Origin of the sequence: Acinetobacter halobius, from assembly GCF_044130335.1 — a bacterium.
Classification (GTDB): Bacteria; Pseudomonadota; Gammaproteobacteria; order Pseudomonadales; family Moraxellaceae; genus Acinetobacter.
Map to the genome: position 1 here is coordinate 77,676 of NZ_JBIQOD010000012.1, position 26,248 is coordinate 103,923.

Genomic DNA, 26,248 nt, shown 5'->3' on the forward strand with positions numbered 1-26,248 from the left:
ATGAGTATTTTAGTTATCGCTGAGCACGACAACAAAGCACTAAATGGTGCAACTTTAAACGTTGTTGCTGCAGCTCAAAAAATCGGTGGTGATATCACTGTATTAGTTGCAGGTTCTGGCGCACAAGCAGTTGCTGATGCTGCTGCAAAAGTTGCGGGTGTAAGCAAAGTATTACTTGCTGACAATGCAGTTTATGCAAACCAATTGGCTGAAAACGTTGCTGCTTTGGTTGCAGACATCGCGAAAGGCGGTTACAAACACGTATTGGCTGCATCAACTACAACAGGTAAGAATATTCTTCCACGTGTAGCTGCACTTCTTGACGTGAGCATGATCACAGACATCATCGCTGTTGAATCTGCAAACACGTTCAAACGTCCAATCTACGCAGGTAATGCGATTGCAACAGTTCAGTCTGATGAAGCAATCATTGTTGGTACTGTACGTGGTACAGCATTTGACCCTGTCGCTGCTGAAGGTGGTTCTGCTGCGGTTGAAGCTGTAAGTGATGCAAAAGATGCAGCTATCTCTAAGTTTGTTGCTGAAGAGATCGTGAAATCTGAACGCCCAGAATTAACTGCTGCGCGTATTGTAGTTTCAGGTGGTCGTGGTGTGGGTTCAGGTGAGAACTACCATACTGTTCTTGATCCATTGGCTGACAAATTGGGCGCTGCTCAAGGTGCATCACGTGCTGCGGTTGACGCTGGTTTCGTTCCAAACGACATGCAAGTGGGTCAAACAGGTAAAATCGTTGCACCTGATCTGTATATCGCTGTAGGTATCTCTGGTGCGATTCAGCACTTGGCAGGTATGAAAGATTCTAAAGTGATCGTTGCGATCAACAAAGATGAAGAAGCACCAATCAATGCAGTAGCAGATTACTGGTTGGTAGGTGATTTGAATACCGTTGTTCCTGAGTTAGTTGCTAAAATCTAATCACGAATAACCGTTTCAAAGAAGTGCCCCTGTGTAGGCAGTTAAACTAAAATTTAACTGCATTCACAGGGGCATTTTCTATTTGTCATTTTATGGATTGAGTTGTATTTTTTTCAGGTGAAAAGATCTGATGTCCCTCATTTAAGTTTGTCGTTTTAAACCATTGTATTTTGTAAAATGTGATCAAAATTAAGAATTCTTTAAGATTGGTGTGTTAGCTCATTTTTGTATTTGTGATATTATTTGCCATCTATTTTTAAGCTTAACTTATACAAAAACTCTTTTGTTAAGTTGGGGGTCACTGTTTTGCTCATTGATACTCGGGTGTCTTGGTCTGTTCTGATCATCACTCTTTTGTGTTTACTTTTTCCCTTTCTCGCAGACTTTCAGTTTCCACTCATTGGTGGTGCCGTTGTTCGTGCTGTAGAAAATATTCAGGCCATACTCTTGTTGACGTTTGCAGCAATTAGTTATTTCTATATGCAACCGATGAAACTGCCTGAGGCTAAAAAATACTTTTGGCTATGGTCTGTGCTGTGGTGGTTACTTTTGTTCGGTCGTAGTATTAGTTGGGGGCGTGATTACTTTCCAGATGTGCCTAAAATGTATTTTCGAGGTATCTCGATTATTCTAATCGGCTCTGTTGTGTTTATGTTGTTTATAAAGCCGTTACGAAAAGAGATTGCGTTTAAAATGAAGCATGTGGCCATTCCAGCATGGGCTATGTTAATGACTCTAATGGGGTTAATTATTTCAGATGGGATTGAGCATAGTCGTATTTATGGTGGGATCTTCTTACATTATGTTGCCTATAAAGACCTCATGGAGGAGCTGTATGAGTTTCCTTTGATTATTGGTCTATTTATGATGGCTTTCAATATTATGCAGCAAGATAAGCAAGTATTAAAATAATAGCTTTTATCAACATGTATGATCTAAAGCCCTCAAAAATGAGGGCTTTTTTACTTTTTATATGATGCCAAAAGACAATAGAGGTAAGCGTGAAAATGAGATCCTATACATGTGTAAAAAATAACCCCTAAATTAAAGAAAATTAACGAGATTAACGACGACTAAGCGACACAAAAATCAGAGTATTTATGCTATAATTTACGGCTATATTTTAGTTTTTAGTTCAGTCTTTTGAATTAATAATTTTGCAAGTTTTACGACATATAAATGCAAGCGGCTTTACGTTTGTAGAATAAGGAGTATGCATGAGCGTATCGGAAATCAGACCGATTGCGATTGAGGATGAACTCAAGAACTCGTATCTTGACTATGCAATGAGCGTGATTGTTTCTCGTGCTTTGCCCGATGTTCGAGATGGTCTAAAGCCTGTTCATCGTCGTGTGCTTTATGCAATGCACGAATTGGGCAATGACTACAACAAAGCTTATAAAAAGTCTGCCCGTGTGGTTGGTGATGTAATCGGTAAATATCACCCGCATGGTGATTCTGCTGTGTATGAAACCATCGTTCGTATGGCTCAAGACTTTAGCTTGCGTTATCAATTAGTTGATGGTCAGGGGAACTTTGGTTCGGTCGATGGTGATAGCGCAGCTGCGATGCGTTATACCGAAGTGCGTATGCGGAAGTTGACTCATGAAATCTTGGCCGATCTTGAAAAAGATACGGTGGATTGGGAAGACAACTACGACGGTTCTGAGCGTATTCCTCAAGTCATGCCGACGCGTATTCCAAATTTATTAATTAATGGGACGACAGGTATTGCTGTGGGTATGGCGACCAATATGGCGCCACACAACATGACTGAAGTGGTGAACGCTTGTTTGGCTTATGCTGAAAACCCAAATATTTCTATCGAAGGGTTGATGGAATATATTTCGGGCCCAGATTTTCCTACAGGTGGCATTATTTACGGTAAAGCGGGTATTGTAGATGCTTACCGTACGGGTAAAGGTCGTTTGCACATTCGTGGTAAATACCATTTTGAGGAAGACCCAAAAACAGGTCGTACCACGATCGTGTTTACCGAGATTCCGTATCAAGTCAACAAAGCGAAAACCATTGAGCGTATTGCTGAACTGGTAAAAGAGAAAAAACTTGAAGGTATTTCAGAGCTACGTGACGAATCTGATAAAGAGGGTATGCGTATTGCCATTGACTTGAAGCGTGGTGAAAACGCTGAAGTTGTGGTGAATAATCTGTTCCAAAATACACAGCTTGAAAACTCATTCAGCATTAACATGGTCTGCCTAGATAATGGTCAGCCAAAGTTAATGAATTTGAAAGACATTGTTGCGGCATTTATTCGTCACCGCCAAGAAGTGGTGACACGTCGTACGATGTATGAGTTACGCAAAGCACGTGAACGTGGTCATATCTTAGAAGGTTTGACTGTTGCACTTGCAAATATTGATGCAATCATCGAAACCATCAAGACATCAGCAAATCCATCTGAAGCACGTGAGCGTTTGCAAGCAGGTGAATGGGCAGCAGGCAATGTAATTGCATTGCTTGAAAAAGCAGGTTCAGTTTCTGTACGTCCAGATGAAATTGAAGGTGAGGATCCAAGTCGTCCGTTTGGTTTGGACGGCCAGATTTATCGTTTGTCACCTGCACAAGTGGGTGCGATTCTTGAACTTCGTTTACACCGTTTAACTGGTTTAGAACAAGACAAGTTACAAGCTGAATATACTGAAATTTTAGGTCAGATTGCTGAACTTACAGCGATTCTCAATGACTTTAATTTATTGATGGGCGTGATTAAAGAAGAGTTAGCTTTAATTTTGCAACAATATGGCGATGCGCGTCGTACCGCAATTGTTGAGTCGCGTATTGACTTCTCTCGTGAAGATTTAATCCCTGAGGAACAAGTCGTATTGACTGTTTCTAAAACAGGTTATGCAAAAACTCAACCGCTGTCAGATTATGCTGCGCAGCGTCGTGGTGGTCGTGGTAAGTCTGCGACATCAATGAAGGAAGATGATTACATTCAACACCTGATTGTGACATCGAACCACGCAACTGTGCTGTGTTTCACCGATGTAGGTAAAGTTTACCGTCTGAAAGTGTTTGAGGTGCCACAAGCGTCACGTGGTTCAAAAGGTCGCCCAATGGTGAACTTACTTCCATTGGATGCAGATGAAACGATTACAGCGATTCTTCCTGTGATTGATGCACCGAAGAAATTTAAAGAGCGCTTAGCTGACTTTAAAAACTTTGTTCGTAGCAATGTGACGACATTACGTGAAAACAGTGTTTTTGAAGCGCACTATGAAGCACTGAAAGCGTCATTTGATGAATTGGCAGAAGATGCGGATGAACTATCTGATGCACTGCGTAAGCAATTGAAAGAGTTAGGTGTTGAGCTTTCAACATCGGATTTGGACAATGAAACGTTGGTGGAATTTGCTGATCTAGCAGAGAAAATGCGTAAGAATTTCTTTGTATTTATGGCAACGGCATCTGGTACAGTAAAACGTGTTGAACTTGAACAGTTTAGTAATGTTCGTTCAAATGGTTTACGCGCAATTGAGCTCAATGAAGAAGATACTTTAATTGGTGTAGCTATTACCGATGGCGAGCAACAAATCATGTTGTTCTCGAACGAAGGTAAAGCTATCCGTTTTGCTGAAACTGATGTTCGTGCAATGGGGCGTTCTGCTAAAGGTGTCCGTGGTATGCGAGTGACCATTGGTTCTGCTCAAGCGGATGAAGTGGAAGAGTCTGATTCGGAAGAAGATGATTCAGATGCAAACTTTATTAGTCGTATTGTTTCATTAGTGGTTGTGCCTGAAACTGGAGAAGTTTTATGTGCTTCTGCCAATGGCTATGGTAAACGTACACCAGTAGATGATTTCCCAACCAAGAAACGTGGTGGTAAGGGCGTAATCGCCATTAAGACCTCTGAGCGTAATGGCGAGCTTGTGGGTGCAGTAGCGATTGATGAAACCAAAGAATTGATGCTGATTTCTGATGGTGGCACTTTAGTACGTACCCGTGCTTCTGAAGTTGCGCAGACTGGTCGTAACGCTCAAGGTGTTCGTCTCATTCGTTTAGGTGAAAATGAAACCTTGGTGGGTGTTGAGGCGATTGAAGCAGTTGAAGATGAAGAGGAAATTTTAGATGAGTCCTTAGATACTGTTGAAGAAACGGTGGCTGATGACACAAATCTAGAAGTACCTGAGAATTCAAGTGATTTGAATACACCAAATGAAGAATAAGTGAATGAAAATGAAAAGGGCGCTTCGGCGTCCTTTTTTATACAAACAATACAGCGATTGTTGGGAAAGATTATGAAGCTAAAATTATTGATACTAGGCTGTGCATTGGCTTTAACAGCTTGTGATAAATTGGGACAAAAAGCATTAGACTCAATTCCAAATCCGAGTCCTGTACAGGAAAAAGTGGCTCAAGACGCCTATCAAGCTTTTACTCGAGGTGATTTTCCACAGCTCTATACTTATTTTGAGCCAGAGTTACAGCGTGAATTTAAAACTCATGAAAAAGACATGCGTAAGTTCGCAAAAACCATTCCTAAACAAGCTATTACGACTCAAAAAATTGTATCGAAACACATTGAGAAATCCACAGAAAAACCGAGCTTATATGCTGTAACGTATGAATATGCTTATAGCAATAAAAACCTAGTTCAGTATGATGTTGGTTTTGACAAAGCAGGCGGAAGTACAAAAATTCGTAGTTTTGATGTGAAACTTTATGGGGCTTCAACGGATTAACAACTGAGACTAGAGTATTTGAGGCATCGGTGTTTAGCGGTGTCTTAGACGCCAATAGGCAAGACCTGAACATACCAGACCAAACACAAATAGGTATAGGAGTTTGGGGAGGACAAGAGCAGTTGGTACACCCATTTGGTTGAGTTGGATAAACATTTGAATCCCTTGGGTGGAAGGTAAAATGTGACCTAAATATTGTATCCATGTTGGCATTGCAGCATGTGGCCATGCTGTACCTGAGAGTAGAAATAGCGGAATAGACGTAAATACAATGACATGTCCTGCACGCTCAGGCATATCGAAAAATGTTGAAATCAACATGCCTAAAGCCACGATACAGCCTATAAAAATCGGTACAGCCAGTAGCATGCCGCTAAAATTCCCTCCATGTGGGTAGTCATTGATCCAGTAAACAAAACCGAATAGATATAAACAACCGAGCATACCAATGGTCAAAATGGCTGAAAAAATAGCAAAAAACTCAGTTGTCGTTGGTCGCCATTTTTGTTCGCGATATCCAGCCAATAACATGCCTAAACCAAGCACGATGGTTTGATGAATAATCAACGGGGCTATCGCTGGAAAAATATAGCTGCCGTAGCCCGACATGGTGTTAAACAGCGGTGTTTGATGAATAGAAATAGCGGGTGAGAAGTGCGCGATATTACCAAATTTTTCCACATGCTCGCGTACAGCATTTTCAATTGAGGTCGCGAGCCCTAATCCAATTTGCTTGGTTTTTAAAAAATTTGCTGCACTGAGATATAGTCCAATTCCACCGACTTCTCCATGCCGAAGACTATTGGAAAGATTCTCAGGTAAAAGCAAAATGCCATCGGCTTGCTGCTGTTTAATCATGTTCTCAGCTTCAAGGAAATTGCCTGTGACAGCTTTAACTTCAACATTTGGACTGAGCGAAACCTGTTGAATAATGTTATTTGTCACAATACTTTGCTCTTCATCCACAATTATAATGGGCAAAGCTTCTGCTTGTTGTGCTTTGTAGGCAGTTGGATAGAAAACACTATAAAAAATCACCGAGAGGATGAGAGTGGTTAGAATCGACTGATTGGCAATGATGTCTTTAAATGTCTTGAGGTAATAGTGCAAAAACAACTTCATGACGCTACTCCTTTGATCCGTTTTTTGAGCAGTAGGACAGAGGTCACAGCGTAAAAGACCACATAAAGGATCAGAATGAATAAAGGCAACAGCGATGAGCTGATTGGGCTACCAATGACCCATTGTTCGGTTTGTAGTTTGGCATAGGGTGTATAAGGGATAATATTGGCCCAGAATTTGGTAAACAGTGGAGCGTTATTTAAGGGGAGGGTCACTCCTGCAAAACTGAGTGATGAGCCTCCATAGACCGCAATTAAACCAAAGGTTTTAGATAAATTATTGGTGGCTAAAACAATGCTGCTACTGATTAAGGCATAGGCACTATAAAATAAAAGCTGTGCCAGCATGATCAACCAAAGTTGACCTGCAACAAACCAACCACGAATTTCGATTAACCAAAACATCCAAGCCCATGTCCAAAGACTAAAAATGAGTACATAGGTCAGGTTTTTAGAAAGAATAGCTGTAAAAGCCGATTGTTTGTTTAGCCAATTTTGTGCTGTCTGGAACTTAAATTCCTGACCAACTGAGAATGCGACACAGCAACAGAGCAGTAAATGCAAAATCGCAGGAATCATAAAGGGTTCTAAATAGAACTCATAACTCAAGTTTGGGTTATATAAGGTCGAGACTTTAACGTGGGGTGTCGGTATATCTAGGTAAGGAGTGATATTTTCTAAATAACTTTCACCAGCATAGTCTGCCATGGCTTCAACTGTGCTGACTAACATGGCTGATGAAATGGTGTTACCTACACTAAAGTAACTTTGGTTATAGGCGATGCTGATTTCAGCATCTTTAGCTTGCACAAAACGTTGTTCGGCACCATTGGGGATACTGACATAGCCCCAAATTTTGGTTTGGTTCAGTAACTTTTCGACTTCTGTGTTTTGATCGCTGATGATGACTACATCTAAGGTATGGTTGAGTCTTAAGTAGCGTTGTATATTTTGGCTTAGCTCACTTTGGTCTTGGTCAATAATTGCAATAGGCAAATGTTCAGGCTTGCCTTGGGCAAACATGCTGGAAAACAACACGATAATAAACAGTGGGGCAAGCGTAACTAAACATAAATCCCACTTATGTTTAAGTAAATAATTCAGTTCCCGCAGTAGCCCAATTAGCATTATTTGCTCTCTTTGACTTTAAACAGCACACTCATGCCGACTTTTAAGTCAGGAATGTCTTGGGCAGGGGCTAAATGAAGTTTAAAACTGCGAATGTCGTAGCCCCCTGTTTGACGGGTGGTTTTAATGGTTGCAAATTCACCTTCGGCATCAATACTTTTAATATCAAAGTTGGCGTTTAGGTTTAAGGCTGGAATAAAGCCTTGAATTTGTTTTGCTTGGTAAATGTTGGCATATTGGTCTTCACGAACGTTGAGTGACACCCAAAGCTCGCGATCTTGAATAATACTCACAATCGGCACACCCATTGCTACTAGCTCGGAGGGCTTACCATAAGTTTTAGATACGGTGCCATTAATTGGCGAGAGTAGTTTGGTTTCGGCTTCAAGCGCATTCGCTTCTGCAACTGCTGCTTTTGCAATTTGAACTTGTGCATCGGCTGAGCTTTTCTGTTGTGGTGTACTGCCACGCTGTGCACGTTCATATTGTTGATATGCCGCTTCTGTCATTTGAGTCGCGGACTGAGCAGCAGCATGCATTTCATCACGACGTTGGCGTGAAATAACACCTTGTTGGTATAAGTTAGCCCCACGTTGATAGGTGGTTTGCGCTAAGTTTTGCTGTGCTTTGAGTGCTTGCCAGTTGGCATACAAACTGGCAATATTTTCTTCCTGAGAACCACGGTCAGCGGTGGATTGTAGTGCTAAAGCGGCTTGTAAACTGGCAAGAGCTTGTTGTTTTTTTGCATCAACTTCTGGGCTGTACAGTCGAACGAGTTCTTGGTTTTTAGTGACCTTTTGTCCATCATGCACATAAATTTCTTCGATTCGGCTTGGTACTTTGGTACTTATATGAAGCGTTTCAGCTTCGACACGGCCTTGAATATCAACAGTTTTAGGTTGTTGATAGGCTTTCCAAAGACCAAAAGCAATTACGCCCAAAACTAGGATGAGTGCTACTGTGCCGAGGACTTTAATTCTTTTTGACTTTTGATTTGTGTCGGTCGTATCTGATGATGAATTATCCTGATTTATTTTAGTCTGGGCTTGGTCTTCTCGTTGCTCTGTTGTTAACTCATCTTGTGAGGGCGCTATTTGATCTTCTACTGTTTCAGATTTTTGTGGATCGGGCTGATTTTGATCTTGATTCATTAAATGGCTCTCATCAAAGAATTAACGAATAAATCGTGTATTGGGTTGTAGAAGATAGGTTTGAAATTGATCAATCGAACCGTGGCTCTGTAATAATGTTGCCAGTGACATGACATATTTATAGGCATTGAGTGCAGTTTCTGCTTTTAGAGCACTCAGCATGTTTTGTGCATCAATCACCTGAGTGGCGGTACCCATATCTTCTTTAAAGGACAGTTCTTGTATACGTAAATTTTCTTGCGCTGCTTTTATATTTTGCTGCAATAGCTGATCACTTTGCTGCGCTGTGGTGGCTTCGCTATACGATTTATAAATTACATTTTCAATTTCTTGCTTGGTTCGTGCTGTCATCAATTCAGAAGCATAGCGTTGTAACTCTGCTGCTTGGACATTTTTATTTTTATCAATGCCTGAGAACAGATTGTACTGTGCGGCTAAACCAATAATCCAGTTGTTTTTATCATCTAAACTATATTCACCGAAGGCAAAAATATGCGGTTTTTTGGCGGCATTTTGTACCTTAACATTGGCTTGAGCCAGTTGTGTATCCATTTGCATTTTCTGTACTAAAGCAGAGTGATCTGTATACGATTTGAGTAGTGCATTCAAATCTTGATTTTGTGTACTGTTAATGAACAATGGTGTGGTTAATTCTGTAATTTGGCTGCTTTGTAAGAGATTATTCAGTTGAAATAAACTGGCTTTTAAATTGGATTGGCTCGCTTGTTCACTCCGCTGGGCATTGTTTTTTGCCACTTCAAACTGCATGCGTTGCCCTTTACTGATAAAACCTTGTTGTTCAAGCTTGAGTGCATTGTTGTAATGTTTTTGCATGGACAGCAAATTATATTGACTAGAGCTCAATAGTTGCTGTTGCAGTTGAACATTGAAATAGGCTTGAATCAATTCAAAGCGTTGTAGGTCTTGCTGTTGTTTTGTATTGAGTTCGCTACGTTTGGCCTTAATGTTGGCGACTTGTTTTGCACTTGAGGTTAATCCACCTGTATAAAGTGGCATCATTGCTGAAATGCTCGGGCGAATGACTTGATCTTCTAAAGTGACCTGTGAACTGTCTGGAATCAGTCCTACGCCTTGATGGATGGTCTGATCAATACCTTGTTGTAGACCGCTTAAATCGCCTAAATTAGGGTTTGAATTTTGCCATTGATCAATTTGTGTGGCTACACCATCAGACAGTGTTTGTTCTAAATTATTTTTGAGTGCTCCAAGCGGTATATCAAGCTCATTATGAAAGGCATAAGCACGTACGTTCAGATCGACACGAGGTAACCCCAAGCCTTTTACTGCTTCAGCTTCAAGTTTTGACGCTTGCTGCAAGGCTTGAGTGGCTTGTGTGCTATAAGAATCTTGTAACACATTTTGTTCAGCTTGCTGGTAGCTGATGGACGCTGCAAAAGCAGTAGAGTTAGTGCCAAAACTAAAAGCTAACATGCTGAATGATAAGATTGATGGCAGTGATATACGCAATGAGAATTTGTTGGTCGGTGTGTTAAGCATGTTGGATAGTCTTTGTGGCATGGACACGACTCTTTTCTATGTTTTGCACATTATACGCATAATCTAGTTATGCTGAATGTTGACTCAGTTATTGAATTGTTTAATTTGCAAATGTATATCAATAGATTAGCGATATTTTTACACAAAATAAATGCATTTGCCTTGGCGTAGATAAATGGCTGATACCTTTCTGTAGGGGATGTGGCTTATGGTTCGTTAAAATTGGAGTGTTGATCTTGATTGAATTTTTGACTGTAAAGGTGAGACAACATTGAAATTTTTCCGTTGAATTTACTGCAAGCCCCGCCTATCTGTGGTTAAATGCCATCATTTTATTGTGTTTCACTTTGAAAGGAAAAATCATGCGCGCGTACAACTTCTGTGCTGGTCCTGCTGCATTACCTACTGCCGTTTTAGAAAAAGCTCAAGCTGAAATTCTTGATTGGCAAGGCAAGGGTCTTTCCATCATGGAAATGAGTCACCGTAGTAAAGACTATGTTGCAGTTGCGGAAAAAGCAGAGGCAGACTTACGCAAACTCATGAACATTCCAGAAAATTACAAGGTATTGTTCCTTCAAGGGGGAGCATCACTTCAGTTTTCTGCGATTCCTTTAAACTTGTTGGGTAAAAACAGCAAAGCGGATTATATTCATACGGGAATTTGGTCTGAAAAAGCGTTAAAAGAAGCGCAGCGCTATGGTGATATCAATGTCGTTGAAGCGGGCACGCAGATTGATGGAAAACTAGCGATTGCAGACGCAAGCACTTGGAATTTGTCCCAAGATGCGGCTTATGTGCACTATGTAGACAATGAAACCATTGGCGGTCTTCAGTTTGCGAGTGTTCCAAAAGCTAATGCTCCACTGGTTTCAGATTTCTCTTCAAGTATTTTGTCTGCACCAGTTGATGTTACTCAATTTGGGATGATTTATGCAGGTGCGCAGAAGAACATTGGCCCTGCGGGTTTAACCTTAGTGATTGTTCGTGAAGATCTGCTAGATCAAGCTAAACCTGAAATTCCAAGTATTTTGAAATATTCTTCACAAGCGAAGAATGATTCAATGGTGAATACACCATCAACTTATGCATGGTATTTATCTGGTTTGGTGTTTGAGTGGTTGCTTGAACAAGGTGGTGTCGAAGCAATTCATAAAGTGAACCTTGCAAAAGCAAATCTGCTGTATGGTTATATTGACTCAAGCGATTTCTATGCAAATCCAATTGCTGTGCAAAACCGTTCGATTATGAATGTACCATTTACTTTGGCAAATCCTGATCTAGAGAAGTTATTCCTTAAAGAAGCTGAAGAAAACCATTTGTTGAATCTTGCAGGTCACCGCTCAGTTGGTGGGATGCGCGCAAGTATTTATAACGCGGTTCCATTAGAAGGCGTTCAAGCACTTGTGAACTTTATGGATGACTTTGCGAAACGCAATGCTTAAGCCATAGAGCCATTAAAGCCAACTTAAAAGTTGTAATGCCAGTCAGTTCAGAAACTGACTGGCATTTTCTTTTAGACTTTATCAGATACGCGGAAGCGTCATCCGCAACCTGTCTAACTTTTAGCTTGGGCTGTTTTTTTTTAACAAAAGTTGTTCAAACGACGCAAGTGAACAGGTTTTGCGGATGACAAATGTTTTCCTTGCGAAGCTTCGCCTCTCATTTGGCTAAACAAAAGAACAGAACGAACTCCAAAAATTGATTTAGAACAGTAAGACTCCGTTGAGAATAGCCCAACAGTAAATGCATTTACTGATCAGCCGTACATCGTTTGATGGGCTTTTTTTATTGGTTTTTTCACACATTATCTAAAAGAATCGTTACATTTTAGTGTCATGCCAATGAATGATTCATTTTAGGTATTGCCTAGTACGGACGTCCACCAGCAAGACTAATCCGTTTCAGTAAGCGACGTTGATCGACGGGAAAGGGGCGGCGTGAGTGCAAAGTCACTTGATTATCCCAAAAAACAATATCACCTGTTTCCCAATGATGCTCATAACGAAACTCTGGTTTCAATATGTGCGCACGAAGTTCAGCAATCAATTCACTGCCTGTCGTATCATCGACATTGACCAATTCAACTTCCGAACGCGTATTTAACCAAAGTGCTTTTCGCCCAGATTCTGGATGTGTGCGGACTAAAGGCTGTGGATAGGCATGCCCTAAAATCGGTTGATCTTTAAAACGATAATAAGGTGAGTCTGCATAACCTGAATTGCCTGTATTGCTCTGCGCACGGACGAATGGGTTATAGGTAATCAACTGTAGCTGGTCGATCTGCTTTTTGATATCATTCGATAGTGCATCATAGGCTTTGATGGTATTGAACCACGATGTTTGTCCGCCATCTTGAGGAAGCTCAAGAGCATAGAGCAGAGAGCCAAAAGAGGGAAGAGGCGTCCATTGATGATCGGCATGTGGTGTGAGTTCGCCGTGACCTGTGTAGTCGCCTTGCCCAACTGCATTAGAGACAGGAACCACATCGGGTGGGACGCCTGTGTCGGACTGGCTGGCGAGTACCGGATTGTCTGCACTTGGGCGAAAAATAGAGCCAAAATAACTGGCAAAGGCTAAATATTGTAGATCATCCAGAGTTTGGTTTTTAAAAATTAAAATCAGGTGTTCAGCCAAAGCTTGTTTTAAGCGATAGATGGTTTCTCCAGCTTGGGCTTTACGGGCATCTAAACCCAAAACCACCGCGCCTAAGGCTTCTTTCGCAAGTGGGATAATGTGTATTTCTTCTGGGTTTTGAAATTGTTCAGGTTGATGCCAACGTGGGGCATCATGAATTGCTTGTGAAAGTTGGGTTAATATGGTCATGTTGATTATTTTCTCTAGATATGGGGTCTAGAGAAAATGTAGTCAATATATGTACAAGCTTAAAATTAAAAGAAATTCTAAGCTTATGAGAAAAATGCTAAAGCAATGATTATTTTACTTTTTATTTAAAACGAAATATGTAGTTCAAAATGTGCAGATTTAATGTGCGCAAAATGCCTGATTAAAATACTCAAACAGGTCTGGCGTATTTAGCCAAAGAGCAATGGATAAGCCGAATAGTGCAACCATTGAAAGACCAATACTACACTTCAGCCATAAAAATGAATTAGTCATGGACAACCGCCTTTTCATCGACAAAGAAATGTACCAGTACACCCAATACACTCAGGGCGATAGAGAACAACCAAATCAAGTCATAATTACCTGTAACGTCATGATTCACACCACCTAGCCAGCCACCGAAAAATGAACCGACTTGATGGGTAAAGAACACAATACCACTCAACATGCTCAGGTACTTAATGCCAAACATATTGGCCACAATACCGTTAGTTAAAGGTACGGTAGATAACCATAATAAACCCATCACGACGCCAAAGCTATAGATGGTGAGTGTGCTCAGCGGTAGCAACAAGAAGGCAATAATCGCAATGCCACGGAGCCCATATAAACCCATGAGTAACTTCGGTTTGGAATATTTACCGCCTAGCCAACCTGCGGTATATGTGCCGACAATATTGAATAAACCGACCAATGCCAAGAACACTGTTCCTGTGGTGGCATTAAAACCATGATCAATCAAATACCCAGGTAAATGGATACCAATAAACACAACTTGGAAACCACATACTAAAAAACCGAGTGCTAAAAACCAAAACGGTTTATGGTTTTTAGCAATGATGAGGATATCTTTAAAGCTGAGTTGAACTTGGTTGGTTGGTGCATTGGCTACAACAAAAGCAGGGGCTTTGAGCATCCAGGCTAAGGGCACAATAAATGCGATCAAAATGGCACTCACGACCAATGCCACCGACCAGCCATAGTCTTGTAGTAGAAGCAGAGTGGAGGGCAGCATAATGAACTGACCAAACGAACCTGCTGCACTGGCAATCCCCATAGCAAGGCTACGTTTTTCAGGTGGTGCAGCACGCCCCACCGCAGACAAGAGTACCGAAAAAGAGGTGGCAGATAATGCTAAACCTAAAATAAGGCCGACACTTAGGTTGAGTAGCCAACCTGTGGAGCTGATCGCCATCAGGAGTAATCCGATGGTATACAGAACACCACCAATAGCTACGACAATTTTAGACCCGTACTTATCAGCTAAGGCTCCTGTAAAGGGTTGTGCAGCGCCCCAAATCAGGTTTTGCATGGCAATAGCCAAACTAAAAACATTATGTCCCCAACCAAATTCATTGCTCATAGGAACAAGGTAGAGTCCAAAACCATGCCGAACACCGAGTGAAAGTGCCAAAATCATGGCACTGCCAATGAGCATATAAATCAAAGGTTTGGAAAATTGACTCTGAGACATACGTTAGATGCGCAATGAAGATAAGAATAGTCGCTATTGTACGTAATATATCGAAGTAATTCGATATTTGAATGAATTATTTGAAAAGTGTTATAAAAAATTTGGGTCATTAGGCAGAAGTTGCCCAGACCTGAATGTATCAATTAGCCTACTTCCAAAGGGAAAAGATGCTTACATATCTCATTTGTAAACTGAGCCAGACAGAACTGTGGTGCATCGAAAGGAAAATGAGATGTGTAGTGCATGTTTAAACAGAGACTTTGCCTACTTTGGGCTAAACAAAAGTAGGCAAAGGATTAAATTGAATGAGAACTCGATATTCAGATGAAATTAGTATTTATAATCGAGTTGTAACCAGAATTTATCGGTATTTACGCCATAGTCTTCAGCTTGATAGCTTGAAAATTTGCCGAGTGCGGACAAACCTTTGAGTGGAAGAGGGTGGGTAAATGACACAGCAAACTCTTGTCCATAATCCATATTTTTTTCATCGCTACGATAATGGTGATATTCCGTACCTAGCTTGCCTTGCTTTAAAATATTAAGGTTTGAGCTGAGGTACAAATCAGTTAGACCATTTGCAGGTGTATTAAGAAAAACATCTGACCAACCATTAAATTTATGTTTCGTTGCTAAAGGGGTTTGAAAGCCAATTTTTCCGTCATCACTTCCGAGGACTTCGTAGCCAATTGCAATTTCACCTAATGGTTTAGCTGCACCTACGTTATAGCCAAGTTCGAAGGTATAATAGTCTGCATCATAAGATGTTGGTTGGTCAGCATATTCAGATTGTTTGGCATATTCAGCCACATAACGTAAATTTTTATTTTTGCCTGTTAAACGTAGACCATAGGTTTGATTTGACCACGCTGGTAGGTCTTCAAAATCCATGAAATAACCATAAGCTGTAGCATTCAATAGTGGATTGTAATTAAATTTAGCTTGAATTAAGTGAATTTCACTGTCTTGTTCGCCATCTTGAGCGACTACATATTTGGGCTTTGGCTCTTCACTTCCAAAAATGGTATTGACCTGATCTATGTATGCATAATACAAGCCCAACTGTTGTGTTGGCTTAATATTTAAACTGACTGCATCGAAAGTTTGGTCGTTTTGACGCCATGCAACAGAACCCACAAAACGTTGATTATCTAGATTAATTACTTGACGACCAACCGTTAAATCGGCCTTAGGACTATAAACGTACTTTAAATAAAGCTGATTTAATTGTAGGTTTTCAGGGTCAGGTACACTGCTATAACCTGTTTCAGCATTACGTGTACTGTTAAAATGATCATTAAGTTCAAGTGTTCCTTCACCTTGCACAAAGCCGCTTAATCCATGCCAACTGCCTGTTTGTAGTGCAGGACGAATGCGGAGAGTAAAAGCTTCTGCGTTATCAAGTTTATTATCTTGATCTACCATTTCATAGCGTAAGCGCGTGTCTAGTGAAAACTTGGTTTGTGATAAAAAGTTATCGGCTGCATAGGATGTCGTTGCTGAAATGCAGGCAAGTGAAAGCGCAGAGAGAGTACGTAATTTCATAGAAATTCCCCTGATTTTTTTTAAAGATAAGTTTAGAAAGTTAGGGGGATGGTGTGTCTTCACCATCACCCTAGAAAAGGCATGAAAGTTTAAGAGGCGAGGCTGTTGCGCTCTAAGACAGCTTGTTCAAATAATTGTTTTTCTTTTGCTTTATGTTCAACTGAGAAGCGAATTAGAATTACGCTAAATGCAGCGACAGTGACCAAACCACCTAAAATAAACAGGCAAGTCTGAACATCTAATACACCTTTAAGTAAGAAGCCTGCAGCAACAGCACCCACGTTACCACCAGCACCAATAATGCCTGCTACACCACCTAGAGCATCACGATCAATGAAAGGAACCAGAGCGTAGGTTGCACCACATGCCATGTGGGTAAACAGGGCGAAAACGGTCATGCTAATAATGGCAAGCATTGCTGTATTCATCTGTGAGAATACGATTAAGAATAAGCCTTCAAGTAAAACCAATAAGAATAGTACTTTAGTGCGACCATCTAGGCCTTTAGAGATAGCAACTTTGTCAGATACGATACCCCCTAAAGCGCGTGCAAATAATGCAAGTAAACCAAAGATACCAGCAGCTAAGCCTGCTTCTTTTAAGCCCATGTTAAAGTGATCGGTATAGTACATTGCTGCAATATTGTGGATGAAAATCTCAATACCGAAACATGCTCCATACGATACAAATAGGATCCATACACGGTAGTTACGAGCAGCTTGAAGTAAAATTGCTGTTCCACCTTTTTTACCGCTACCCACTTCAATTCCTTGAGCGCGAAGTTCTTTAAAGTTCCCTTGTGGACAGTCTTGAGTAAATTTCCAATACAGCATCCCAACGATCACCATCATGATCCCTGGTACAAGGAGGGCAATACGCCAGCCCATTGCTTGTTCAACACCAAACATTAGGATTGCACCCAGAATAAGTGGCATTAATGCTTGAGTTGCGCCTCCACCTGCATTGCCCCAGCCAGCAGCCGCAGCATTTGCAGTACCTACTACGTTGGGTGCAAACATCACACTAGTATGGTATTGGGTAATAACAAAACTTGCTCCAATTGCACCAATCAGCAAGCGGAAGAATAAAAATGATTCATAGGTATTGGCAGAAGCAACACCAAACACAGGAATGCTGCCTAATATTAGAAGTGCTGTATACGTTTTTCTAGGGCCATATTTATCACATAATGGACCAACAATAAGACGGATTAGAATGGTAATGGCAACCGCAGCAATATTAATATTCGCGATTTGGTCTTTGGTTAAATTAAATTCGCCTTTAATCACAGGCATCAGCGGTGCACAGGCAAACCATGCGAAGAAACAAACAAAGAATGCGAGCCAAGTCATATGGAAAGCGCGCATTGCTGGCGTGGAGAAACTAAAGAGTTTTATTTGTGTTGCTTTTTTTGCTTCGCGATTAATTGTTGAAGACATAAGCCATCCCCTGAACTGAACGTAAAAGTGATTGCAAATAAAAGATAATTTGCAAACCGATCAGAACGGACATCTTTGGCCGTCTATATAGTTGAGGAATCTACGTTGATTTCTCATGTTGTCTAAAAAGCAAACAGTATGCCAACACATAAAATAAATGAAAAAAATCGGCTTTATTGGCGATAGAACGCGTTTTTAGTGGGATGTTTAAACATTTTCGTTGGGGGAAGGGAGTGTCTTAATCACAGTTTGTGGATGTGATTTAATGATCAAAAATAATTCGTATGAAAAAATGGTCAATAAAAATGCATCATAAAAATGCATATTCTAAAATGATTTGATGATGTGCATCTTCATAACACTCCATGATTCATCATAATCCTCATGGAGCATTTGAGGTTCAAATATGTAAGCTTAGAAGCGATAACCTAGGCCTGCATAGGCAAGAATCGGGTTAATTTCGATATCTGCTTTTGATTTAATCAACTCGCCATGCGTGGCATCTTTTACTGTAATAGTCGTTTCATTTTTAAGATGGGCATAAGATACAGAACCCACTGCAAACCATTTATCATTAAAGTCATAAGTGAAACCAACGGTTGCAATGGGAGCAAAAGCATCGGTTGCTTCCAACTCCACTTTAGGGTCCGCTGAACTGGTTTTACCCTCAAGTGATGCGCCTGCATTACCTTCTTTAATATTGGCAATCATATGACCTGCTGCAATGAGATCTTTCTCTGTTTGCGGGTTAATTTCCAACTCATTAAAGTAAGCGTACATCAACCCAACACCAACATAGGGGCGGAATTTATTTACCCCCGTTTTACCAAAGTGATATTGGAACTCGAAAGCAGGTGTCCATGCACGTGCTGATGCTGCTGGACCATTTGCTTCTAAGTCAGTAATGAAAATATCATTTTCAAGTTCTAGGTTTCCAAACACTCCGCCTAAGGGTTTCGCTATCGCAGAAAAAGGTGCATAAATTTTCCCTTTACCTTGTAAGTCAACTTTAGGTGGAATCCCAGCTTTCATTTCAAAAGAAATATTATCGGTAAAGAAGTAGTTGGTCATGATGCCAAGCGTTGTAACATCATCAGCTTCTAAACCAGTACCCGGATTATCCCAACTTTCTAGGCCGTGAATTTCGGCTGTGCCACTCAAGGCACTTGGAATGGTATCTAAAGTATTCAGAGCGACTTGTAAGACTGGTGAGGGGGTAAAGCCCTCTTTTAAATTGTCTTTTACCGTTTGGGATTGGACATCTCCGACTGTTGCTGTCTCACCTTCTTTAACGGCTGTATTGACACGGAAGGGTTGGGCTTTACCTTGTGGCATAACATGTAAAGCACCGACAGATACAGAGAAACGTTTAAATCCATCACCATCTTGTAGACTAAAATAAGGTGAATCTGCATGCGTGAGTATAGGTAAGGTAGCAATAGACGTTGCTACGCAAAGCAATGTTTTTTTCATTTTGGGACTCCATGTCCAATGAGCTATTCGTTTTTATAGAGCGTATTATTAAGCTTGCAATTAGAATAAAGCTGTTGTTTTTAAAGGATATGTGTTTTTGATATTTGTGAATGTCAAAATGAGATTTGTGTGATCGTGTTACTTAGTTGCACGCTTTGTTACAGAAAACTGATCCTGTTTGAACATGGATATTCAGGTGTTACAGCAACTAGTTAGCTGTAAATTAAGAAATAAATGTAAAGTAAAATGTTTAACCCGCCATAAAAAAGACCACCATGTGGTGGTCTTTTTGACAGTCGGCATTGTATTTCATGCCAATGACAGCATTTAAGCTTGAAAACGAGATAAATCTTCTTCAGGACGCGCTGTTAAGATTTCAGCGCCTGTTTTAGTCACTAAAATGGTATGCTCGTATTGTGCTGACAAACTATGATCTTTGGTGACGACTGTCCATTTATCGCCCAATAGTTTGGTTTTCCAGTCACCACCATTGACCATAGGTTCAATGGTAAAGGTCATGCCTTCTTCTAAAATCATGCCTGAGTTGGGTTGACCATAGTGTAAGACTTGAGGTTCGTCATGGAACACAGTCCCAATACCGTGACCACAGTATTCACGCACCACGCCAAAACGCTCTGATTCGACATATTGTTGAATGGCATGACCAATATCCCCAATGGTCGAACCTGGCTTCACTGTCGCTATTCCACGGTACATCGCTTCTTGTGCTACTTTACATAACCGATTCGCAAGAATAGAGGTTTCACCACCCACGATGTACATCATGTTGGTATCGCCGTGGAAACCATCTTTAATAACCGTCACATCAATATTTAAAATATCGCCTTTTTTCAACACTTTTGCATCTGACGGAATGCCGTGACAGACCACATGGTTTACTGAAGTACAAATCACATGTTGGAACGCAGGGCGACCCGGCGCTGCGCCGTAACCTAAACATGCTGGAATAGCGTCTTGTTTATTGACAATATAATCGTGACAAATCGTATCTAACTCAAGTGTAGTTACACCTGGTTTAATATGTGGCTTGATCATATCCAAGACTTCAGCCGCCAGTCGTCCAGCGACACGCATCTTTTCGATGTCTTCAGCGCTTTTGATGAGTCGACGGGGTGCTTCGTAAGTACTGTTCATGATCTCTAAAAACTTTTGGAAATTTGTGTGTGACTATGGTATAAATAGCCGCCCATTTTATCAAATGCTTTTTCGTGAATATATTTATGTCAAAGTGATGAATGGGCTTTAAAAATCCGCACATATATCGACACATTTCTCTGGGTGCCCTTTGGGGTGGAGGATGCGGATATATGGAGGCCTAACCCAAACTTTAAGGTAAAGAAAATGGCAGATTACAACGTAAGCATGCGCGACCTTCTTCAAGCAGGCGCACACTTCGGTCACCAAACACGTTTCTGGAATCCAAAGATGCGTCAATACATCTTTGGTGCGCGTAACAAAATTCACATCATCAACCTTGAGCACACTGTTCCTGCGTTAAATGATGCTTTGAACTTTGTTAACAACCTTGCTAGCAAAAAGAATAAAGTATTGTTTGTTGGTACTAAACGTGCTGCTTCTAACATCATCCGTGAACAAGCACAACGTGCTGGTCAACCTTATGTTGATCACCGTTGGTTAGGTGGTATGTTGACGAACTGGAAAACACTTCGCCAATCTATCAACCGTCTTAAAGACCTTCAAACTCAATCTCAAGATGGTACTTTCGCTAAGCTTACTAAACGTGAAGCTTTAGAGCGTACTCGTGAGATGGAAAAACTTGAACGCGCTTTAGGCGGTGTTAAGAACATGGGTGGTTTACCTGACGCATTATTCGTAATCGACGTTGATCACGAAGCTATTGCAATCAAAGAAGCTAAAAACCTTGGTATTCCTGTAATCGGTATCGTTGATACAAACTCTAACCCAGACAACGTAGACTACGTTATTCCGGGTAACGACGATGCGATCCGTGCAGTTACTCTTTATGCTTCTGCTATGGCTGATGCGATTCTTGCTGGTAAAGAATATGCTCAATCACAAGCAAATGCACAAGCTAAAGGCGAAGAAGCACCTGCTTCTGAGGCTTAATGCGTTTGACGTAAGCTTGTCATTTTTGCGACATGTGATGGTGGCAAAGTAAGCGTCATGTATGCAGACGGCCCAAGAGATAGCTCTGGGCCGTTTCTGTTCTAAAAAGAATTCATTTTCTACCGTATTTTAGGAGATTGACATGACTGCAGTTACAGCAAGCATGGTTAAAGAATTGCGCGATCGTACTGGTCTTGCAATGATGGAATGTAAAAAAGCATTAACAGAAGCGAATGGTGACATCGAGCTAGCGATTGATAACCTTCGTAAATCTGGTCAAGCTAAAGCTGCTAAAAAAGCAGGTAACATTGCAGCTGACGGTGCAATCACAATTGCTCAAGAAGGCAATAAAGCAATCCTTTTAGAAGTAAACTGTCAAACTGACTTCGTTGCTAAAGACGAAAACTTTGCTGGTTTCTCTGCTCAAGTTGCTGCTGCTGCGTTAGCTGCTGGTGAAACTGATGCTGCTAAAATTGCTGAATTGAAACTTGCAGATGGCGTAACTGTAGAAGAAGCGCGTATCGCTCTTGTTCAAAAAATCGGTGAAAACATCCAAGTTCGTCGTGCAACAATCGTTGAAGGCGACAACCTTGCAGTATACAAACACGGTCTAAGAATCGGTGTTGTTGTATCTTACGCAGGTGATGCTGCAACTGGTAAAGGTATTGCAATGCACGTTGCTGCATTCAACCCAGTGGCTGTAACAGAAGCTGACGTATCTGCTGAGCTTATTGCTAAAGAAAAAGAAATTGCTGAAGCAAAAGCAATTGAATCTGGTAAGCCTGCAAACATCGTTGAGAAAATGGTCACTGGTTCAGTTCAAAAGTACTTAAATGAAGTTGTACTTGAGAACCAAATGTACGTTATCGACAACGATAAAAAAGTTTCTGATGTGCTTAAGTCAACTGGTACTACAGTTGCTCAATTCGTTCGCTTTGAAGTGGGTGAAGGTATTGAGAAGAAAGCTGAACTTTCTTTCGCTGAAGAAGTTGCTGCTGCTCAAGCTGCTGCAAAATAATTGAAAAATTATTTTGAGTAAAAAAAGCCCCATTGGGGCTTTTTTTATACAATAAAAACGAAATAAAGGAAAAATACATGGCAAATAAAACAAATCTAGGTATTGGTGCAGTGATCGTGGTTTTGGTTGCTGCATATTTTGGGATTGATCTTCAAGAAAAACAGCTTAATACTTCAACTTCATCATCCAATCTAGAAAGATCGGCTACACATCGGGAAGTGCAAAACTCTGGGTCTGATGATGCTACAAAAATTGCTCAAGCCTTTCAAAACCAAAAAAGTAATGTTCAAGTTCAATCTCAAGGGCGAGTGGTGGCTGTACTGAAAGATGACAATGATGGCTCTCGTCATCAAAAGTTTATTTTAGCGTTGCCGAATAATATGACAGTTTTAGTTGCGCATAATATTGATCTAGCTCCAAGAATTGATCGTTTGCAAAAAGGGGATACGGTCAGTTTTAATGGGGAATATGAATATACTGAAAAAGGTGGGGTCATTCACTGGACGCATCGTGATCCACAGCAACGTCATGTGGATGGCTGGTTAAAGCATCAAGGAAAAACCTATCAGTAATAGAGCAATTTTGTTCTATACGTTTTACTGAATCACAGTATGCTGAGTGGTTCAGGAGAAGCTAACTCATGCACAAAATCAGATCCAGTGAATTTGTAAATTATCATCATGTTCAAGAACTTGGTGGTCTTGAGATGTTAAAAGCCTCCTATCAACATACTCAGTTTTCAAAACACACGCACGAAGGCTACTGCATTGGTTTGATTGATGAAGGTGCGCAATCTTTTTTACGCACAGGAAATCAGCATATTGCACCGCAAGGAGATATTATTTTAGTCAATGCGGATGAGGTGCATACGGGTTCATCTGCTGTTGAAACAGGTTGGTGTTATCGAGCAATTTATCCGACCCCTGAAATGATTCAAGATATTAGTCAGGATTTCTTTCATGAAACTGGTACTATGCCGTGGTTTCCACAAGCTGTGGTGCATGATGAGGGACTGGCAGAGCAGTTGAATTTACTGTTTGATTTGTTATTGCAGCCTAAAAATATACTGTTCAAGCAGAGTTTGTATATTTCAACTTTAGCATATTTATTAAGTCGTTATAGCCAGTCTAGGAAAACATTAAAAGATTTACCTGAAGCGCAGCGTAAGGTCGTGCTGATTCAGGAGTTACTCGAAGCCGAACCAGAAAAAGAGCACCAACTTACTGAGTTGGCGGCTGTGGTGGGGATGAGCCCTTGGCATTTGCTACGTCAATTTAAAAAGTTTACTGGACTTCCACCTCACGCATGGTTGATACAGTTTCGGTTACGTAAATCATTATCTTTACTAAAACAAGGTTGTGAGATTGCGACAGTAGCACAACTGTGTGGCTTCTCCGATCAGAGTCATTACACACGTCATTTTAAAAAGGCATTGGGCTGTACACCAGCACAATATATGGCACATAAAATCTAAAATAACAGCAATTTCATACAAGAAAGTCATTTCCTCAATCTTGCATATTAATTCCTATGGATAGAAATCATAGGGTTTTTCATGCAACAACAAGCGATACAACCGCAAAGTCTAAGTTTTCTTCGGGGCGTACAGGACATGCTACCTCTGTCTGTTGCTGTGATTCCATGGGGAATATTGGCTGGCTCAGCTGCGATTAATGCGGGATTGAGTGTGATGCAAGCTGTGGGAATGTCAGCTTTGGTATTTGCTGGTGCTGCTCAATTGGTCAGCTTGAGTATGCTGATGACAGGTGCATCTTTGCTGAGCATTATTTTGACGGTATTTTTTCTGACTAGTCAGCATTTTATTTATGCGTTGAGTTTAAGAGAAGATGTGAAGCCATGGTCATTAAGCCGGAGACTCAGTATTGGTTTTTTGCTGACCGATGAACTCTACGCCACCGCGATGCTAAAACAAAAGCCATCTTATGCTTATATGTTGGGGGCAGGATTCAGTTTTTATGTCTGTTGGGTAGGGTTTAGTTTAGTCGGCATACTGCTTGCAAATACAGTGCCTGATCTTTCAAATCTACATTTGGAGTTTTCAATAGTGGTGGTGTTCTTGGTGATGGCGGTAATGCTGATCCAAAATAGAGCTGCAATTTACGGTGTCATTGCATCATCACTCTCTGTTTTGCTGTTGAGTTGGTTGGGTGTGAAATCAGCCATCTTGTTAGCCGGTTTTACAGGTATGTGGGTTGCTGCGATGTTTGATCGTTCGGAGTGCTGAAGATGACTTGGTTATTTGTTTTTAGCTTAACTTGTGTGACTTTTTTTAATCGGTATTTATTTTTAGAGCCTAAAACTCAAATTCGACTGCCTAAATTTGCGACACGCATGCTGAAATATGCAGCGCCTTGTCTCATGGTTTCGATTTGTTTGCCGCTGGTTTTTTTTGAGGGTTCACAGTGGAAAGGGATATTTCAAAATAGCTATTTTTATGGGGCAATTTTTACCTTGTTGATCACCCTTTTGAGCAGAAAGTTATTGCTCAGTATTATGCTGAGTTTGGGGTTTTTTTATGGTCTGAATCTGTTATTCGATTTTTAGTCATTCATGCGTAAATCGACCCATTAAATACCGAAAAATGGATGAAAAAGTGCAAGAGTTTGATCTTTTTCATCGCTTTTAAATTTATATTGCTCTAAATGCGCACTGTTTGCGATTTTTACACTGTTTAGCAATTTGACGTAGCTTTGATTGGGAATATGAAAATATTGAAAATTGAGCAAATGAGGGGTTGTTTGAGAACTTTGAAGAAAGAACAGCATTTTCTTTAGCGTTTGTGAGCATAAAATGCTTCTATTTATACAAAAATCAGTAGAGCTATAACACCTGCCATATCGTAAAAAAGAAGCTGAATTCACATGCGAATTTGTTAAATAGCTCTGAATTAGAGAGTAGATAAAACCACGCTTCAAAGTGGATGAAAAATAGCTTTGAATATACAAAAAATGAATTAAGAACACATTAGCTCAGCTAAACCTACAAAGTTACCAAGATTGTGAGCACAACCAACTCAAAAACTGGAGTGATTGGATTTTTTTATTCGATGTAAACATGGTTTTGAGCGATGTTAAAGCATCAAGCTAGAACAGCTAAGGATCATCTGCAGTTATTTGTATAAAGACTAGGTATTAAAAAAGCCACATTACTGTGGCTTTACTGTCAAATACGTGTTGTAGGTCTGAATCTTAAGAGTTTGGTCCATCAATACGTTCAATGCTAACTTTCGCAGTACCTGAATTAGTAATACCCAATTGTTTTGCTGCGCCGTAAGATAAATCAAGTACACGGTTACCGTGGAAAGGACCGCGGTCGTTAACTTTAACCACAACGCTCTTACCATTGGTTTTATTCGTTACGCGGATATAGCAGTTTAGTGGCAGGCTACGGTGTGCAGCAGTTAATGCATTCATATCGAATGTCTCACCACTTGCAGTTTTACGACCATGGAACTGACGACCATACCAAGAGGCCATACCGGTTTGGCTAAACTTACGTACTGTATTTGATGCAACAGTATTTAACTTTTCAATCACTGAAGGCTCTTCTTCAGGGATTTCAATTTTTGCAGCGATTGTTTCGCGGCGAATTTTATCGCCTGAACGTTCAGTGATTGAAAGGCTATTTAAATTTGAGAAGTGTGAGTTGAAGCCTTGAGCATCTTTATTTAAGACACGTGCAGCTAGACGAGAGTTATCATTATCATTGGTAAATGATGACTGAACCATCTCTGCTTGCGATTGGCTCAGCACGATGGTCGAGGCA

Annotated in this window: 23 protein-coding genes; 11 read left to right on the forward strand and 12 right to left on the reverse strand. The window is 40.6% G+C overall.

Annotated features, from left to right (window positions below):
* The 4 genes from ACE01U_RS11650 (at nt 1) to ACE01U_RS11665 (ending at nt 5,642) form a co-directional block, all read left to right on the forward strand.
* Nucleotides 1–936 carry an FAD-binding protein gene (locus tag ACE01U_RS11650; protein ID WP_395579528.1) on the forward strand — a complete coding sequence of 312 codons (936 nt, stop codon included), beginning with the start codon at nt 1–3 and terminating at the stop codon, nt 934–936.
* 306 nt (nt 937–1,242) lie between these two features.
* Nucleotides 1,243–1,848, forward strand: coding sequence for a hypothetical protein (locus ACE01U_RS11655; protein ID WP_395579529.1), 606 nt, complete (start codon nt 1,243–1,245; stop codon nt 1,846–1,848).
* Nucleotides 1,849–2,153: 305 nt separating this feature from the next.
* Nucleotides 2,154–5,126, forward strand: a complete 2,973-nt coding sequence (gene gyrA / locus ACE01U_RS11660; RefSeq protein WP_395579530.1) for a DNA gyrase subunit A — start codon at nt 2,154–2,156, stop codon at nt 5,124–5,126.
* A gap of 72 nt (nt 5,127–5,198) precedes the next feature.
* Nucleotides 5,199–5,642 (forward strand): DUF3887 domain-containing protein, encoded by a 444-nt coding sequence (locus ACE01U_RS11665; RefSeq protein WP_119063211.1) that lies wholly within the window; start codon nt 5,199–5,201, stop codon nt 5,640–5,642.
* Between the two features lie 33 nt (nt 5,643–5,675).
* On the opposite strand, the gene ACE01U_RS11670 is transcribed toward ACE01U_RS11665, so the two are convergent.
* From ACE01U_RS11670 to ACE01U_RS11685, 4 genes are read right to left on the reverse strand one after another with little or no spacing between them, the layout of a single operon-like run.
* Entirely contained in the window at nt 5,676–6,764 is a 1,089-nt protein-coding gene (locus tag ACE01U_RS11670) for an ABC transporter permease (protein ID WP_151706889.1), read from the reverse strand.
* Nucleotides 6,761–7,891 (reverse strand): ABC transporter permease, encoded by a 1,131-nt coding sequence (locus tag ACE01U_RS11675; protein WP_086207981.1) that lies wholly within the window; start codon nt 7,889–7,891, stop codon nt 6,761–6,763. The genes ACE01U_RS11670 and ACE01U_RS11675 overlap by 4 nt, the downstream gene beginning before the upstream one ends.
* Nucleotides 7,891–9,042 (reverse strand): HlyD family secretion protein, encoded by a 1,152-nt coding sequence (locus tag ACE01U_RS11680; RefSeq protein ID WP_395579531.1) that lies wholly within the window; start codon nt 9,040–9,042, stop codon nt 7,891–7,893. Before ACE01U_RS11680 ends, ACE01U_RS11675 begins: the two co-directional genes overlap by 1 nt.
* Nucleotides 9,043–9,063: 21 nt before the next feature.
* The gene (locus tag ACE01U_RS11685) at nt 9,064–10,494 is read right to left on the reverse strand and encodes a TolC family protein (RefSeq protein WP_228267825.1); all 1,431 of its coding nucleotides are present in this window, start codon (nt 10,492–10,494) and stop codon (nt 9,064–9,066) included.
* Nucleotides 10,495–10,922: 428 nt separating this feature from the next.
* On the opposite strand from ACE01U_RS11685, the gene serC reads away from it, so the two are divergent.
* The gene (serC, locus tag ACE01U_RS11690) at nt 10,923–12,002 is read left to right on the forward strand and encodes a 3-phosphoserine/phosphohydroxythreonine transaminase (RefSeq protein WP_086207978.1); all 1,080 of its coding nucleotides are present in this window, start codon (nt 10,923–10,925) and stop codon (nt 12,000–12,002) included.
* Between the two features lie 424 nt (nt 12,003–12,426).
* Here the strand turns inward: serC and ACE01U_RS11695 are convergent, their stop codons facing one another.
* From ACE01U_RS11695 to map, 7 genes are all read right to left on the reverse strand, one after another.
* Entirely contained in the window at nt 12,427–13,383 is a 957-nt protein-coding gene (locus tag ACE01U_RS11695) for a TauD/TfdA dioxygenase family protein (protein ID WP_395579532.1), read from the reverse strand.
* A gap of 159 nt (nt 13,384–13,542) precedes the next feature.
* A complete protein-coding gene (locus ACE01U_RS11700) occupies nt 13,543–13,677 on the reverse strand; it encodes a hypothetical protein (protein WP_291374395.1) in 135 nt (44 codons plus the stop codon).
* Nucleotides 13,670–14,878, reverse strand: coding sequence for an MFS transporter (locus tag ACE01U_RS11705; protein WP_395579533.1), 1,209 nt, complete (start codon nt 14,876–14,878; stop codon nt 13,670–13,672). The genes ACE01U_RS11700 and ACE01U_RS11705 overlap by 8 nt, the downstream gene beginning before the upstream one ends.
* A 330-nt stretch (nt 14,879–15,208) precedes the next feature.
* Nucleotides 15,209–16,423, reverse strand: a complete 1,215-nt coding sequence (locus ACE01U_RS11710; RefSeq protein ID WP_395579534.1) for an alginate export family protein — start codon at nt 16,421–16,423, stop codon at nt 15,209–15,211.
* A gap of 89 nt (nt 16,424–16,512) precedes the next feature.
* On the reverse strand, nt 16,513–17,862 hold the full coding sequence (locus ACE01U_RS11715; protein ID WP_086207974.1) for an MFS transporter: 1,350 nt from the start codon (nt 17,860–17,862) through the stop codon (nt 16,513–16,515).
* A 414-nt stretch (nt 17,863–18,276) separates the two neighbouring features.
* Entirely contained in the window at nt 18,277–19,335 is a 1,059-nt protein-coding gene (locus tag ACE01U_RS11720; RefSeq protein WP_110974517.1) for an OmpW/AlkL family protein, read from the reverse strand.
* Between the two features lie 327 nt (nt 19,336–19,662).
* A complete protein-coding gene (gene map, locus ACE01U_RS11725; RefSeq protein ID WP_086207972.1) occupies nt 19,663–20,490 on the reverse strand; it encodes a type I methionyl aminopeptidase in 828 nt (275 codons plus the stop codon).
* A gap of 207 nt (nt 20,491–20,697) precedes the next feature.
* Here map and rpsB point away from each other — a divergent pair, with 207 nt between their 5' ends.
* From rpsB to ACE01U_RS11755, 6 genes are all read left to right on the forward strand, one after another.
* On the forward strand, nt 20,698–21,444 hold the full coding sequence (rpsB, locus tag ACE01U_RS11730; protein WP_086207971.1) for a 30S ribosomal protein S2: 747 nt from the start codon (nt 20,698–20,700) through the stop codon (nt 21,442–21,444).
* A gap of 142 nt (nt 21,445–21,586) precedes the next feature.
* Complete coding sequence (gene tsf / locus ACE01U_RS11735; protein ID WP_086207970.1) at nt 21,587–22,462, forward strand: translation elongation factor Ts; 876 nt, start codon at nt 21,587–21,589, stop codon at nt 22,460–22,462.
* A gap of 77 nt (nt 22,463–22,539) precedes the next feature.
* Nucleotides 22,540–23,034 (forward strand): DUF3465 domain-containing protein, encoded by a 495-nt coding sequence (locus ACE01U_RS11740; RefSeq protein ID WP_395579535.1) that lies wholly within the window; start codon nt 22,540–22,542, stop codon nt 23,032–23,034.
* 68 nt (nt 23,035–23,102) lie between these two features.
* Nucleotides 23,103–23,936 (forward strand): AraC family transcriptional regulator, encoded by an 834-nt coding sequence (locus tag ACE01U_RS11745; protein ID WP_395579536.1) that lies wholly within the window; start codon nt 23,103–23,105, stop codon nt 23,934–23,936.
* An 81-nt stretch (nt 23,937–24,017) separates the two neighbouring features.
* Entirely contained in the window at nt 24,018–24,707 is a 690-nt protein-coding gene (locus ACE01U_RS11750; RefSeq protein ID WP_171264392.1) for an AzlC family ABC transporter permease, read from the forward strand.
* Nucleotides 24,708–24,709: 2 nt separating this feature from the next.
* Nucleotides 24,710–25,027: an AzlD domain-containing protein gene (locus tag ACE01U_RS11755; protein ID WP_395579537.1), complete on the forward strand. Its 318-nt coding sequence runs from the start codon at nt 24,710–24,712 to the stop codon at nt 25,025–25,027.
* Nucleotides 25,028–25,671: 644 nt separating this feature from the next.
* Here the strand turns inward: ACE01U_RS11755 and ACE01U_RS11760 are convergent.
* Nucleotides 25,672–26,238, reverse strand: coding sequence for a septal ring lytic transglycosylase RlpA family protein (locus ACE01U_RS11760; RefSeq protein ID WP_395579539.1), 567 nt, complete (start codon nt 26,236–26,238; stop codon nt 25,672–25,674).
* Nucleotides 26,239–26,248 lie beyond the last annotated feature (10 nt).

Excerpts from the sequence above, each read along its gene's own strand:
- ACE01U_RS11745 (WP_395579536.1), top strand. The coding sequence starts at position 23,103 with ATGCACAAAATCAGATCCAGTGAATTTGTAAATTATCATCATGTTCAA.
- ACE01U_RS11665 (WP_119063211.1), top strand. The coding sequence starts at position 5,199 with ATGAAGCTAAAATTATTGATACTAGGCTGTGCATTGGCTTTAACAGCT.
- ACE01U_RS11750 (WP_171264392.1), top strand. The coding sequence starts at position 24,018 with ATGCAACAACAAGCGATACAACCGCAAAGTCTAAGTTTTCTTCGGGGC.
- ACE01U_RS11670 (WP_151706889.1), bottom strand. The coding sequence starts at position 6,764 with ATGAAGTTGTTTTTGCACTATTACCTCAAGACATTTAAAGACATCATT.
- ACE01U_RS11675 (WP_086207981.1), bottom strand. The coding sequence starts at position 7,891 with ATGCTAATTGGGCTACTGCGGGAACTGAATTATTTACTTAAACATAAG.
- rpsB (WP_086207971.1), top strand. The coding sequence starts at position 20,698 with ATGGCAGATTACAACGTAAGCATGCGCGACCTTCTTCAAGCAGGCGCA.
- ACE01U_RS11695 (WP_395579532.1), bottom strand. The coding sequence starts at position 13,383 with ATGACCATATTAACCCAACTTTCACAAGCAATTCATGATGCCCCACGT.
- ACE01U_RS11710 (WP_395579534.1), bottom strand. The coding sequence starts at position 16,423 with ATGAAATTACGTACTCTCTCTGCGCTTTCACTTGCCTGCATTTCAGCA.
- tsf (WP_086207970.1), top strand. The coding sequence starts at position 21,587 with ATGACTGCAGTTACAGCAAGCATGGTTAAAGAATTGCGCGATCGTACT.
- ACE01U_RS11705 (WP_395579533.1), bottom strand. The coding sequence starts at position 14,878 with ATGTCTCAGAGTCAATTTTCCAAACCTTTGATTTATATGCTCATTGGC.
- ACE01U_RS11650 (WP_395579528.1), top strand. The coding sequence starts at position 1 with ATGAGTATTTTAGTTATCGCTGAGCACGACAACAAAGCACTAAATGGT.
- ACE01U_RS11680 (WP_395579531.1), bottom strand. The coding sequence starts at position 9,042 with ATGAATCAAGATCAAAATCAGCCCGATCCACAAAAATCTGAAACAGTA.
- ACE01U_RS11700 (WP_291374395.1), bottom strand. The coding sequence starts at position 13,677 with ATGACTAATTCATTTTTATGGCTGAAGTGTAGTATTGGTCTTTCAATG.
- serC (WP_086207978.1), top strand. The coding sequence starts at position 10,923 with ATGCGCGCGTACAACTTCTGTGCTGGTCCTGCTGCATTACCTACTGCC.
- ACE01U_RS11715 (WP_086207974.1), bottom strand. The coding sequence starts at position 17,862 with ATGTCTTCAACAATTAATCGCGAAGCAAAAAAAGCAACACAAATAAAA.
- ACE01U_RS11720 (WP_110974517.1), bottom strand. The coding sequence starts at position 19,335 with ATGAAAAAAACATTGCTTTGCGTAGCAACGTCTATTGCTACCTTACCT.
- ACE01U_RS11740 (WP_395579535.1), top strand. The coding sequence starts at position 22,540 with ATGGCAAATAAAACAAATCTAGGTATTGGTGCAGTGATCGTGGTTTTG.
- ACE01U_RS11685 (WP_228267825.1), bottom strand. The coding sequence starts at position 10,494 with ATGTTAGCTTTTAGTTTTGGCACTAACTCTACTGCTTTTGCAGCGTCC.
- gyrA (WP_395579530.1), top strand. The coding sequence starts at position 2,154 with ATGAGCGTATCGGAAATCAGACCGATTGCGATTGAGGATGAACTCAAG.
- map (WP_086207972.1), bottom strand. The coding sequence starts at position 20,490 with ATGAACAGTACTTACGAAGCACCCCGTCGACTCATCAAAAGCGCTGAA.
- ACE01U_RS11755 (WP_395579537.1), top strand. The coding sequence starts at position 24,710 with ATGACTTGGTTATTTGTTTTTAGCTTAACTTGTGTGACTTTTTTTAAT.